Source organism: Frankia sp. R43 (genome assembly GCF_001306465.1).
Taxonomy (GTDB): Bacteria; Actinomycetota; Actinomycetes; order Frankiales; family Frankiaceae; genus Parafrankia; species Parafrankia irregularis.
Genome location: NZ_LFCW01000001.1, coordinates 1923437 through 1936803, shown reverse-complemented (window position 1 = coordinate 1936803; position 13367 = coordinate 1923437). Strand labels below are relative to the sequence as shown.

9 protein-coding genes are annotated in these 13367 nt (G+C 70.2%); 3 read left to right on the top strand and 6 right to left on the bottom strand.

Annotated features, from left to right (window positions below):
• Positions 1-102 precede the first annotated feature (102 nt).
• Positions 103-1656, top strand: coding sequence for a hypothetical protein (locus ACG83_RS07405; protein ID WP_054565257.1), 1554 nt, complete (start codon positions 103-105; stop codon positions 1654-1656).
• Between the two features lie 808 nt (positions 1657-2464).
• Here ACG83_RS07405 and ACG83_RS07400 read toward each other — a convergent pair.
• Positions 2465-3820 (bottom strand): hypothetical protein, encoded by a 1356-nt coding sequence (locus tag ACG83_RS07400; protein ID WP_235497718.1) that lies wholly within the window; start codon positions 3818-3820, stop codon positions 2465-2467.
• Positions 3821-4287: 467 nt separating this feature from the next.
• On the opposite strand from ACG83_RS07400, the gene ACG83_RS07395 reads away from it, so the two are divergent.
• Positions 4288-5415, top strand: a complete 1128-nt coding sequence (locus ACG83_RS07395; RefSeq protein ID WP_054565255.1) for a glycosyl hydrolase — start codon at positions 4288-4290, stop codon at positions 5413-5415.
• Between the two features lie 42 nt (positions 5416-5457).
• Here ACG83_RS07395 and ACG83_RS07390 read toward each other — a convergent pair whose 3' ends face one another.
• From ACG83_RS07390 to ACG83_RS07370, 5 genes are all read right to left on the bottom strand, one after another.
• The gene (locus tag ACG83_RS07390; RefSeq protein WP_369812858.1) at positions 5458-6330 is read right to left on the bottom strand and encodes an SDR family oxidoreductase; all 873 of its coding nucleotides are present in this window, start codon (positions 6328-6330) and stop codon (positions 5458-5460) included.
• Entirely contained in the window at positions 6327-7253 is a 927-nt protein-coding gene (locus ACG83_RS07385) for a hypothetical protein (RefSeq protein WP_054565254.1), read from the bottom strand. Before ACG83_RS07385 ends, ACG83_RS07390 begins: the two co-directional genes overlap by 4 nt.
• A complete protein-coding gene (locus ACG83_RS07380; protein ID WP_054565253.1) occupies positions 7219-7986 on the bottom strand; it encodes a 2-C-methyl-D-erythritol 4-phosphate cytidylyltransferase in 768 nt (255 codons plus the stop codon). Before ACG83_RS07380 ends, ACG83_RS07385 begins: the two co-directional genes overlap by 35 nt.
• 2 nt (positions 7987-7988) lie before the next feature.
• Positions 7989-9371, bottom strand: a complete 1383-nt coding sequence (locus ACG83_RS07375) for a DUF4910 domain-containing protein (protein WP_054565252.1) — start codon at positions 9369-9371, stop codon at positions 7989-7991.
• Positions 9372-9465: 94 nt separating this feature from the next.
• Positions 9466-10311, bottom strand: a complete 846-nt coding sequence (locus ACG83_RS07370; RefSeq protein WP_054565251.1) for a sugar phosphate nucleotidyltransferase — start codon at positions 10309-10311, stop codon at positions 9466-9468.
• 852 nt (positions 10312-11163) lie between these two features.
• Here ACG83_RS07370 and ACG83_RS46515 point away from each other — a divergent pair.
• Positions 11164-13341 carry a glycosyl hydrolase gene (locus ACG83_RS46515; RefSeq protein ID WP_054565250.1) on the top strand — a complete coding sequence of 726 codons (2178 nt, stop codon included), beginning with the start codon at positions 11164-11166 and terminating at the stop codon, positions 13339-13341.
• The last annotated feature ends 26 nt before the right edge of the window (positions 13342-13367 follow it).

Genomic DNA, 13367 nt, shown 5'->3' with positions numbered 1-13367 from the left:
GACTCCGCTTCATTCGCGACCGGGAGGGCCCGCGCCAGCGCTGCTCTGCACGCGGCGGGCTGGCGCCTCGCGGCGTCCGCGCGGCGCTGAGGCGGGCGCGCGATGAGCCGCTCCGGGCAGCCGGCCGAGGGCGGCCGTGCTCCCTCCGCGCCGTCGCTGATCCGCATCATCAAGCCGCGCTGGATGGTCATCGTCATCGCCACGGTCATTCTGGCCGCGCTCGCGATGATCGTTTCCAAGCAGCAGGCGGCCACCTACGAGGCCAGTTCGCGGATCTTCCTGAGCACGGACGGCATCCCGGATTCGGTCGACCCTGGCCGCTACACCCAGACCCAGGCCCAGCTCGCGACGTCGACAGCGACGCTGGACACGATCGCTTCGGATCTGAAGATCTCCCGTGATGACGTCACCGACCGGCTGAAGACCACGCCGTCGGACGAGGGCTACTTCTTCACGATCATCGGCAAGGGTCCGACGCAGCAGGCCGCGATCGACTTCGTGAACAAGGCGAAGAACGCCTACATCGCCCAGCTCGGCAAGTCCGGCAACGGCGACACGTCGAGCGTCGAGGCGCTCAATGCGGCGCGGCAGGCAAAGCTCCAGGAGTTGGCAGGGCTCGGCCAGGCGAACGATGCACTCAGCCTGAGCAGGGGGCGCGTTCTCAGCGGCGAGCTGACGGAGATCGAGACCAAGCTCAAGGAAGCGGGCGTGGCGGGTTACGCCGCGAACGCCTCGGTCCGCCTCGCTGAGGCGCCCCAGTCGAACGGGCAGGTCGCACCCAACCTGTTCCGCAACGTTCTGGTGGCCGCGCTGCTCGGCCTGTTCGGCTCCATCGCCGGGCTGTGGATCATGTACCAGCGGCGCCCGACCATCCTCGACCCGCACAACTCGGCCGACCTGCTGGGTGTGCCGCTGATCGCGGACCTGCCGCCGAACCGCACCAGCGCCAACGCGGCGGAGACCCTGGTCTCCGCGATGTCGGCGGTGATGTCGCCGACCAGCAAGGTGGTGGCCTTCACCCCCGCCTCGCGGACGGACCTCAGCTCCGAGCTGGTCGCCGCGGTCGCCGCGGCCTGGTCGGACGACCAGGGCGTGGTCCTGATCCTCGACACCTCGGCCCAGTCCGAGGTGCGGGCCTCGCTGGAAGGGCTGCCCCGGCCCACCTCGGCCGAGCTGCCCCACTGGGCGCACGAGCCGACCTGCCTGGCTCGCTCCTCCGGCACCGGTCGCGGCCACATCCTGTACAACCGGGTCTCGCCGGCCCGGGCGGCGCGTCCCGGCGGCCTCGCGCCGATCCTGGCCGACCGCGCGCCCGTCGTGGACCTCGTCATCCTGGTCACCGCCGCGCTCGCGGACCTGCCGATGACCGCCGCCTCGGCGATCCAGGCGGACGCCGTCGTCGTCATCACCTCGTCCGACACCAACCTCAAGGAGCTTGAGCAGGTGCCGCGCGACTGGCCGGCGCTGGCCGAGCGGGTCGTGGGTGTGGTGCACGACGGCCGTACCGCGGTGCGGCGCAACGCCGGTGGTGGTCGTTCTTCGACGTCGGCTTCGGTAGAGTCGATCACGTCCGCTTCGCCGGTGGGTGCCGAGCCACATGGCCGGGGCTCACGCGACACCGAGGCGACCGACCGCTACGCGCGGCCGAATCGCTGAGCGGGCGCAAGGGCCTGAGTACAGGCGGCCGAGTGAGGCCGCCGCAGCACGACAGGCACGGCACGGAAGAGGCAAGGCAGTACCTCCGCCGGTAGCGGGATCACCGGGCCGGCGGGGGAGGGGAGCAGGGCCGCACCGAATGAGGGGCGGGTCGCTCGGGGCATGGCAGAGCCCCGAACCGACCCGCCCCTCGCTGTTTGTCGGACGCAAGGCCGGGGTGGTGGGGCCTGGCGGGGGGCGCGGAAAGCCCCCTGGCCGCCACGTGAACGGAATGGGGAGCCGTGCTCCTGGGCCGTCCGGGTAAGGGCGAGCGGTGGCAGGCGGGCGCGCCTGTCGCATTGGTGTAGCCCTGGACTGGTCAGTTCTGTGCTGTTGGCTGATCTTGCAGCTGGCCGCAGCTGGCCGCAGCTGGCCGCAGGCCCGCTGGCTGCTGGCGCCTGCGACAGAGTGATTCCGCTTCGAGTTCGAGCCGCGGCTCCGGAACGTGGCCTGCTAAACGCGGCCTGCTAGCGGACAAGAGTGCAGGATTCTGGTCGTTCCGACGACCAGAATCCTGCACTCTTGCGGATTGTCAGGGCGCTCGGCACCCCTTTTGCGCCTTTTGATGTGGATTGCTGGTGCCGGTTGGCGGTGCGGATCCCTGGCGGGCGGCAGGGACCCGGGCGGCAGACGGACGCGGACCGGCGGGAGCCATAGTCACGCCCAGCAGGAGCCACAGTCACGCCCAGGGGCGGCTGTGAAGAACAGGGGCTCTGCCGGCGGACAGCAGGGCGACCCCCAGCCCCGCGTGGCGGCTTGGCGCCCGTCTCTAGACGCTGTGCTGGGCCGGAGCGAGTGGGGCGGCGAAGGCGGGATCGATCTGGGCCGTGACTCGTGGACGGTTCCAGCGTTCGTCCTCGGGCGTCGTGGTGAACCAGGACACGAGGAGCATGCCCAGCGTGGTCACAACGGGGCTGAGGAGACCACCCGACAGCACGCTGTAGAAGACGATGACCGATCCGGAGAGGACGAACGACGGCGAGCCACGCACGAACATGGACAGGACGAAGGCCAGGAAGGCGACGGTCCCGATCACGCCGTACTCCAGGACGAGCTTGGGTAGCAGCGCGTAGTTCAGCGGCAGGCTGGTCCGGAGGAAGAACTCGATCGCGTCGCGGTCGGCGAATCCGGGGCCGGAACCGAAGAGGACAGTGACGGGATCCTTGTCCAGCGCATCCCAGGTCCTGGTGTAGGGCTGGACGAACCGCAGGCTTCCGCTGGAGTTGTTCGAGGAGGTCTCGGTCGCTCGCTCGGCGAAGATGCTCGCCGCCGGGGTGAAGCTGAGGATCGTCACAACGATGGCGACGCCGACGAAGGCCGTGGTCGCGAACCGGGCACCCTTGTGCACCGAGAGCAGCACCAGGGCGACGGCCAGCAGCACGACGCCGGTTCCGGAGACCGTTGAGAGCAGGGCGAGCACGTAAAGGACGTAGCGCCACCAGCTGCCGGAGCGGAGCACGCAGACGACCAGGCCGAACGCCAGGAACTGCGAGCAGAACGACGGCTCCAGGCAGATGAAGGCGTTCGACTTGTAGAGGCTCGATCCGTACTGCACCGGGTAGCTGGTGTTGAACCCGTGCATCCGGAAGTTGTCGGGCACGACCTGCTTGAGGACGTCCGTGTACTGCCAGCCGACGAGCTGGATGGCGAACTGGAAGATCGCGATCCCGGCCAGGATCGTCGTCAGCGTCACGAACCGGTCGAGCACCCGGGGAAAGATCGACTTGGCGTCGCTCGGAGCGAGGCCGAAGCACAGTGGCACATACGTGGCGAACAGGAGGATGAGCGAGGTGATCGCGCTGTCGTCCAGCTCGCGCAGGAACGAGACCAGCGCGGCCGCGCAGCAGGCGGTCATCGCCAGCAGATAGGCGCGCACCCGGCCGACATTCACCTGGATGTCGCCGTGGCTCATCATCACGATGACGCCGACGATGGTGATCGGCAGGATGAGCTGCAGCTGGGCGCCGGCGACCGGGATGGCGATCCGCTGCAGGAAGATATTCGCGCAGAGCAGGATCGTCAGTGTCTTGAGGATCCGTGCGTTGCGTGGGTCCTCGGCGGTCACCTCGGCGGTGGGGATCACCCAGGAGCGTGGAATCCTCGTGGTGAGGGTGGTGGTGACCACCTGTTTCCGCCCCCGTTTCTGCCGCGTCGGCATGTCTGGCCTGCGCCGTGCCGCGTATCGCTCGCATCGCTTCGGCTGGCTGGCGACCCGCCCGATCGACCCGTCGGGGCAGTGGGTTGACGGCCGCATCGCCGCTGCGGGTGACCGGCGTCGGCCCGGAGCGACAGTCTAGCGGTGGGCGAAATGCGGCCTCGTGGCGGCCGCCGCGGTCCCCGCGCGACCAGGTATGGTTAGCAAACCTCACGTGGCGTCATTGTTGCGACAGGTAATACCAGTAGTACGTGTCGTGATGATCGGGAGAGGTGAGAAGGCGGGGGATCTTGTCCCCAGATGTGTCGCGCAGCTGACTGCCGCCGCTCGCGGGAACCGTCCGTCCCCGGTGCTCCGTTTAGGCGGTCGCGTTGGTGCCGGCGTGCACATCAAATGATCTTCGGGCGTCATCGTGCGCCGGCGATGGAGGTGGGGGCATGGAAGGCGGGGGTTCCAGACGGCCTGGCGCGGAGCGGTCCGCGTGGTCGGTCGTGCCGCCGGACACCGGTGCGACCCCGCAGCGGCAACGCCGGCAACGCAGGCTGCTCCTGCTCGGCGCGGCCAGCGCGGCCCTTGCCGTGGTCCTGCTGGCCGTGGCTGTCATCGTCTTCACCGGTGGCGACGAGGATGTTCCCGCGACCCACCCCACCACCACCGGCGTGAGCTGGGTATCGGGCGCCAACGCCAACCCGCCGAACGACCTCGCGTCCTGGGAGGCCTGGATCGGTCGGGCCACCGACGTCGCCGTCGTCTTCACCGCTCGGACGAACTGGCAGACGATCACCCAGGCGGACTGGCCGATGTCCGACTTCCGCCCCGAGACCTATCCGGGGCAGCTCTCGATCGCCCAGCCGCTGCTGGCGAAGGGGAGCAGTGAGGCGGCCTGCGCGGCGGGCGCCTACGACAGCCACTGGCGCGACTTCGGCACCACCCTGGTCCGCAACGGCCGGCCGGACGCGATCGTCCGGCTCGGCTGGGAGTTCAACGGCGACTGGTTCGACCCCTGGCTTCCCAAGGACACCGGCACCTGGAAGGTCTGCTTCACCCGCGCCGCCGCCGCGATCCGGTCGATCGCCCCGCAGGTGCAGATCGAATGGGACATGACCGCGCATCGCGACACGATGGAGAACGGCGACAACGTGTGGGAGGCCTACCCCGGAGACGATGTCGTCGACATCATCGGCATCGACGCCTACGACAGCTCGCCGGCCTCGCTCAGCCAGAAGATCTTCAACGAGCAGTGCAACCGGGCGTCGGGCGTGTGCACCGTGGCGAAGTTCGCGCGCGAGCACGGCAAGCGCCTCGCCGTTCCGGAGTGGGGCCTGGACCGCCGCGCCAGCGCCGGCGGCGGTGCCGACAACCCGTTCTACATCGAGAAGATGTACGAGTTCTTCGTCGCCAACAAGGACATCCTCGCCTATGAGGCCTACTACAGTGCCTCACCGGCCGAGGAGGAGAACGTCGCCTCGTCCCTGCACAACCCGGCGACGAACCCGAACAGCGCAAAGCGCTATCTCGAGCTCTTCGGTGGCCCGAAGGTGGCTGCCACCGGTACCGGATCGTGAGCCGGTACCGGTGGGTGCTGCCAGCAGCGCCGGGCGCCGGCCCTAGTAGCTCTTCAGCGCCGGCCGCAGATGCAGCTCGGTGACCTCGGCGGTGCGGGGGAGCTGCACCAGGTAGGTGACGAGGTCGGCGACGTCCTCCGCCTGGATCAGCAGCTCGGGGCGGTAGCTGCGCCCCTCCCGCTCGAAGATCGCCTCCTGGCGGGGGGTCGCCGTCCGGCCCAGGTGGATGGTCACGACCCGGATGCCGTCGGAGTTGATCTCCTGGCGCAGGCTGTCCGCGACGGCGCGCATCGCGTGCTGCGTCGCCGCGAACTGGCTGGTCCCGGCACCCGCGCGGACACCCTGCGACGAGTTCATGACCACCACGTCCGCACCAGCGGGTGCGGCACCGTCGCTGTCGACGGTGCCGTCGCCGTCGATGGTGGCCGCGGCGCGCAGCGCGGGAAGCAGCCGCTGCGTCAGGACGAACGGCCCGCGGACGTTCGCGGCGTACTGCGCGTCGAAGTCGTCGACGGAGGCGTCCTCGACCCGGGAGTTGAGGTAGCCGCCGGCGCTGTGGACGAGCAGGTGAACGTGGCCGTACCGGACGACGGTGTCCGCGGCGAACCGCTCCACCGCGGCGGTGTCGGTCAGGTCGAGCCGGATGGGCACCAGCGATCCGCTGGAGGGAAGCGCCGCGGCCTCCTTGCCGAGGGCGTCCAGGCGGGCCTGGTCCCGGCCCAGCGCCAGCACGGTCGCGCCGTCACCGGCCAGCCGGGCGGCGACCGCGCGGCCGATGCCGCTCGACGCACCGGTGACCACCGCCACCCGGCCGGCCAGCGGGCCGGTGGCGACGGCCGTGAGCGTCGCGGCCGGCCCGGACTCCGGTGACGGCGACGGGCCCGGCGACGGGTTCGGTGCTGCGTCGCCGCTCACGAGGCCGTCTGGTGGTCGTAGACGAGGATGGCGTCCGGCAGCGGGGGAGCCTCGTCGTAGCTGAGGCAGAGGTCCTCGGGGATGCGGCTCAGGTCGGTGCCGCGCAGGTAGTCACGCATCGTCGTGCCGGTGCATTCCGAGTCGACGTTGGGCGCGCCCACGTGGTTCACCACATCGTCGAAATGGACCGTGCGGAAATCGATGCTGAAGCGGGTGCGGCCGGAGTTGTTCGGCACCGAGGAGTGCAGCTGGTTGCCGGAGAAGACGAGCATGCCGCCGGGGGGCGCGATCACCCGCGTCTGCGGGAAGATCTCGACCTCCTCCTCGGGCTTGGGCTGCACCCGGGTGTCGGACTTGATGTGCTTGGCGGCCGACGCGCGGTTCGTCTTGTTCCACTCGTAGTAGTTGTAGGTGCGCGAGCCGTTCTTCACGCCCTGGCCGAAGTAGCGGGGGTGGAAGGCAAGTCCGTTCTCGGGCACGATGTCGAAGATCGGCATCCACCAGTTGAGCTGGCAGAACGGCGCCGAGTACCAGGTGTCGCGGTGCGGGTGGAACGCGTAGGCGATACCCGAGGTGAGGTAGTCGTCGCTCGTCGACGTCCGCAGCCGCGGGACGTCGAAGTAGGTCTTGGAGATGTCGCAGCCCAGCTCGGCGAGCATCGCCGGGATGAGCTCCTTGCAGGTCGGGTGGTGGATGAACCGCGGCTTCAGCTCGGCGAGCAGGGCCGCGTAGTCCTCGACCGGCATGTGGTACTGCGCGGTCTCGGGATCCAGGTCGCCGAACGCGTCCCGGATGAGCTCCCTGGTGAACTCGACGAACGCGGTGGTGCTGGGCCGCGGCGAGTAGACGAAGAGCTCGCCCTCGTAGAGCTTGGCCCGCCGGTCGTCGTCAGACAGCGCTGAGTCGAGCAGCACTGTGCTCATCTGGTTCTCCCTCGTCCTGGACGTGTTTGAGAAGGAGCCGGGCGAGGTCGAGCTCTTCCGGCGTGGTGACGTGGATGTTGGCCGGCTCGCCGTCGAGGACGACGATCCGGCCGCCGGCGTCGGCGACCATCGCCGAGTCCTCGACGGCCTCGGCCGCGTCGGCGTGCACCGCCCGCAGCGCCGACGCCCGGAACGCGTGCGGCGTCTGCACCAGCCGGTGGGTCTCCCGCGGCAGCGAGGCACCCGTGACCAGATCGGTCCCGCCGTCCGCCCGGGCCTGCGGGACGACCTCCTTGACGACCTCCGTCAGCGGCAGCCCGGGGACGGCGCCGTCGGCGCCGGCGCGCACCGCCGCGACCACCGCGCGGTACAGCGCCGGGGTGGCGAGCGGGTGCGCGGCGTCCGTCACCACGATGACCTCGGCGTCGGCGGGGACGGCCGCCAGCCCCGCCCGCACCGAGTCGGCGCGCATCGCGCCGCCGGGCACCGCCAGGACACCGGCCGGCGGTGTCCACCGCTCCAGCAGATGCTGGGGAAGCACGACGACGACTCCGTCACAGGCGAGGCCGGCGGCGCGCACCGGGTGGGCGACGAGTGGCCGGCCACCGAGGTCGGCGAACTGCTTCGGGCCACCGAACCGGGTGCCGCCGCCGGCCGCCAGCACGATCGCCCAGGCTGACCCGGACGGATCCGCTGACCCGGCCCGTCCCGTGGTCGGGCTGACGACGTCCATGCTCAACCGATCACGACCGAGGCCGCGGACGCGCCCGCCAGGGATGCCGCTGCCAGGGACGCGGACGCCCCTGCCACCGACGGCTCCTCGACCAGCAGGCCCACGCCGGCCAGTGCGTCCGCCGCGTTCGCGACCGCGTCGAAGGGAAGGTCGGCGCGCTCGGCGATGTCGAGCAGGCCGCGGGTGCCGTCGGCCAGGTTGAGCACCCACAGCAACCCCATCTCGATCGACGCGCGGTTCATCGTCGCGCCGATCGAGCGGTAGAGCCCACGCCGGCCGAGCTGCGGCTCGCCGTAGGGGGAGGTGTTGCGCCAGACCCGGTCGGCCTCGCAGATCTCGATCGTGCGCCGCAGGATCGAGAACGAGTCGGCCAGCGACTCCGGCGTCACGAACTCGAGGTTGTCGGCCGAGGTGTGGTACTCCGGGTACTCGCCGTGCTGGCTGCGACCGAACCGGCCGACCGGCAGGTCGAAGCCCGGCGAGCAGAACTGGCGCTCGTCGTACCCGTACGGCGAGAAGTCCACGACCCGGTGCGGACGTCCCGTCTCGGCGAGCGCGCGTGCCGTGGCCCGGTCGATGATCGCGTTGCCGCGCCGGCTGCGCTTGTAAGTCGGAGCACCGCGGTCGCCCAGGCCGGTGAGCACCAGGCCGTGCCGGATCCGCCCGATCACGCCCGGGTTGCGGGCCAGCCAGGTGATGGAACCGATCGTCCCGGGGATGAACAGCAGCCGGTAGGTGTACCGGCGTGTCCGGGCGGCCAGCGCGGCGGCCAGCTCGATCGCCACCGCGATGCCGGACGAGTTGTCGTTGGCCATCGCGGGGTGGCACAGGTGCGTGGTGACGAGGAACTCCTCGTCACTGGTGCCCGGCAGGACGATCTCGCCGTAGGTCAGCGAGCCCTCGGTGAGCGAGGTGTCGATCTCCACCTGGTACTCGCCGTCGGGCAGCGCCGCGAGCTGGCGGTCGGTGAGGCAGAACCCCCAGGCGTCGTTGTAGTACGAGGTCCGGTAGGGGACCCAGTCCGGCCGGTCCGGCATCGAGTAGAGGTGGTGGCGCAGCTCGTCCAGGGGCATCCTGGCCCGCATCGGGATGCTGTAGCCGAGCAGGTGCAGGGGGTTGTCGGCGGCGTCCAGGACGACCCGGCCGTCCGGCCCGATGAGCCGGGCACCCGCGACGTTCCACTCCCGCGGGATCGTCCAGTCGAGGACGGGCGTGCCTGTCGGTACCTCGTGCACGGTGAGCGGGACCTGGGCCGGCAGCGCCGCCCGCACCAGGTCCAGCGTCGCCCGGACCCCGTTGCCGGTGATCGAGCGCATCGGTGGCATCAGGGCTGCGACGAGGTCGTACAGGCGGTGGCCCACCACGTCGCTCTCGGTGGTGCTCATGGCTTCGCTGCCCGCTTCCTTCGGTGTCCGGTTCCTTCGGCGTCCGGCTTCTGATCGATCGGTGGGCTCGGCCGGCCCAGTCGGCTCGGCCTGCTCAGTCGGCCCAGACCCGCCACGGCGCGGCACCCGCGTCCCACAGCTGGTTGAGCTCGGTCCAGTCGCGGAAGGTGTCCATGCCCATCCAGAACCCCTCGTGGGTGTGCAGGGTGAGCTGGTTGTCGCGGGCGAGCTGCTGCAGCGGGTGGCGCTCGAGCATGGTGGACGGGTCGTCGTCGAGGTACTTGTCGACGAACTCGCGCTCGAAGACGAAGTAACCACCGCTCACCCACCCGGTCGCCGGGGGCTTCTCGGCGAACTGGGTCACCGCGTTGCCCTCGGTGACGAGCTCGCCGTAACGGCTGGAGGGCCGCACGCCGGTCACGGTGCCGATCCGGCCGGAGCGGACGTGGTCGGCGAGGACGTCGGCCACGTTGATGGCGCCGACCCCGTCACCATAGGTGATCATGAAGCGGGGGGCGGTCAGGTACTGGGCCACCCGCCGCAGCCGGGCACCCGTCCCGGTCAGCAGCCCGGTCTCGGCGAAGGTGACCTCCCAGTCCTCGTCGCCGGCGGTGTTGTGGAACTGCGGTGTGTGATCGTCGGAGAGCTTCAGCGTGAAGTCCGCGACCTGCTGGCGATAGGCCAGGAAGTAGTTCTTGATCAGGTCGCTCTTGTAGCCGAGGCACAGAACGAACTTGCGGAATCCGTAGTGTTCGTACGTCTTCATGATGTGCCACAGCACGGGCTTCCCGCCGATGTCGACGAGGGGCTTGGGAAGCTTCTCGCTGGCTTCGCGCAGCCGGGTGCCCATGCCGCCACAGAGGATGACGACAGGAATGTCACGTGGGTCGAGGCCCGCGGAGTCGGCCGCGGCGGCGGGTCGGGTCGTGTCGGTCGTCAAGGCTGTCGCGTCTCCCGTGTCAGTGCCCCGGCGGGCACGGGGATGGATGGCTCACCAGTCCGCGGCCGGGCCCGGCGAGCCCCCTGCGCCTGGCGTGACGTCCCTGCGCGAGGAGGTCCGCTGCCCCCGACCAGCCCCACCCGGTGCAGGGAAGGACTGTCCTGTGCCGCTGGGAAGGTCGTCGCGCTCACGTAGCCCACCGGAGGTGTGAGGAGCGCGGATGGCGGTGGCCCGTCACTCGGTGGCCCGTCACTCGGCGGGTCGGGATGCGGCGGCTTCCATTTGGTCCGCGGTGTTTCCTGGCCCACTGTCTTTCACGTGTTCAGTTCGCGTGTTCGGTCGCGCGTGTGATCGTGTCGTCGCCTGGTTGGGAGCGGTCCTCGATCGTCAACATGCGGGCGCGACGCGGCAACGGTACCGTACCGCCCCTTCAGTGCTGGTCCACGGGCCTTCAGTACTGGTCCGCGGGTCCGTGGACCCTGGACAAGAACGGCGAAGCGCGGCCAGCGGGTGCCGGCCGGTGCGTCGGCCGGGTGACGCCGGCGTTGTCGACCTTCACGTCAGCGTTGTTGTGGACCTTGTTGTAAGGCCGGTTCCAGGATCCCTTTGCCCCGGGGCGCCTGAGGACTTGTTACGGTTTGTCGGATGTCCCGGGAGGAAGGCCGCACCGCGCCCCCTGCCGTCGTGTTGCGGGCACCCTGCTGCGGAGAGTGCCCGGGGCTATACCTTCATCTTCTTACGTCGGCCGGGAGGTAAGATCCGTGCTTCCGGTCGAACTATTTACGTTCGGTAAACGGACTGACCTGCTGTGGCTGCGGGTCCGGTGCGCTGCTGCTCGTGGGGGTGGATTCCGTGCCGTCTGACGAGCGGTACGACCACGGGGCGCGACCGGTCGGTGGCCCGCGTCCCGCGTCGGCCCGGGACCTGCCCGTTGCCGCCGACGACAGTGCGTCCGCGGGTCGGGTGCCACGCGGCGGTGGTTCCGCCGCTGGGCGGCCCTCGGTGGACCGGTCATCCAACGGGTCGCGTCGCGGCAACGAGTCGCCGCGCCGGGCCTCGGCCCGTGAGAACAAGCGCTCGGATGCCGGGTTCGACCCGGATCTGCTGGCCGCCCGGGGTGGTTCGGCACGGCGACGGCCACGGACGTCGCCGGTCGCCCCCTACCCCGATGCCCCCGGCGGCGACGGCACCGCGGGCCGGGCTGGCACCGAAGCCGATCGACAGGACTCCGACGACCGCCGGCGGGCAGGCGATCGCCGGAACGGGAATGACAGGCGTCGTGCCGGTGGCCTACGTGGCCAGGCAGACGGGTTCCGGTCTGGCGAGGTCGCCGCGGACGGACCTGACCGGTCCGACCGGCGACGTGGCGCCTCCGACCGGCGTCTCAGTGCCGACCGGCGGACCGGGGACGAGCGGTCTGCGGGCGCCGAAGGGCGGGCAGCCCGTCCGCGGCCGGTGGACCGCGGGACACGGCCGGTGGACCGCCTGCCGGCCCGCGGCGCGGACCACGCCGTCGGCCCCGACACGGGCACCCAGCGCCTTGTTCGTGGTGAGCTGCCGCGGCCGTTCCGCGGTGAGCAGGGCTCGGTCTCCCAGCCGGATCCGGGCCGCGAGGAGTCCGGCCGAGCGACCATGATCATGCCGCCGGTGCGGTCGAATCCCACGCCGGAAGCCAGGCCCGCCGCCGACACGTCGAAGGCGACCGGACGCCGGCGCGGCACAGATTCGGCCCGGGGTGGAAGGACGGCCGACGATTCGCTGGACGGGATCCTTCCCGTGGCCTCTTCCGCCGAGCGTGGCGGTGACCGGGGCCGGGAGGCTCGCGCCGGAGCGTTCGCCGAGCCGGCTGCCGACCAGGCCCTGCCGAACCGGATCACCGACTGGATCATCGAACACTGGGGTGCGAGGTCGGGAAATCATCCCTACATTCCCGTGGTTCTGGTCGTCGTCGCGGTGGTACTCGCCCTCGTCGCCTGGATTCTGGGCCCCGCCCAGCACAAGCAGGAAAACGTCTCGGCCACCAATCTGACGGCGCAGACACAAACGCAGACACCGGCACCCACGGCGGGGTCGGTGGCTGCCTCGGCGCCAGGTGCCGCTCCGGGCACGGCCCCGACCGGAACCGCTGTCGCGGCGCCCGCCACCGGGCCGGTGGCGCGGGCGGCGACGGACGGGCTCTTCCCGAGCGGTCTGGCCGCGCACACGATGGCCGAGGTCAACGCCTGGGCGCAGTTCCGGGATCGCCCGGTGGACGTCGTTGTCACCTACACCGACCGCGCCGACTGGGACGATGTTGTGAACCCCTGGATGGGGCGCGTGTTCGCCTCATATCCCGGCACACTCGTGGTTAGCGTTCCGCTCTTTCCGGATGTGGGCAACATGACCTCCTGCGCCGCCGGCGACTACAACGCCAAATGGCGCCAGTTCGGCCGGTGGCTGGTCAACCAGGGCCGAGGTGACTCGTTCGTCCGGCTCGGGTGGGAGTTCAACGGCAAATGGTTCGGCTGGTACGCCGGCGCGAATCCCACGGCCTACGTGAAGTGCTTCCAGAACGCCTCGTCGTCGATCAAATCGGCGGCCCCGGCGGCGCGCATCGACTGGAACCTCAACGCGCACGGCCCGGACTACGACGCCTACAGCGTCTACCCGGGTAACAGCTACGTCGACGTGATCGGCATCGACAGCTACGACCAGTACCCTCCCAGCCACACGGTCAAGGACTTCACCGACCAGTGCAACGCTCCCCAGGGCCTGTGCGACGTCATCCGCTTCGCGCAGCAGCACGGCAAGCTCTTCTCGGTGCCCGAGTGGGGTGTCGTGGCCCTGAACACCGTTGCCGGCGGGCGCGGAGCCGCGGGTGGTGACAACCCGCTTTATATCCAGCAGATGTACTCCGTTTTCCAGCAGTACGCCGGTTCGCTCGCGTATGAGGCCTACTTCAACGAAGGCGACAGCGGGGATGTCCACTCGTCGCTGGTCAACCCCAACATGCATCCGGCCTCGGCGTCCATGTACAACAGCCTCTGGTAGCACCGGCGGCCGCTGGCAATGCCAAT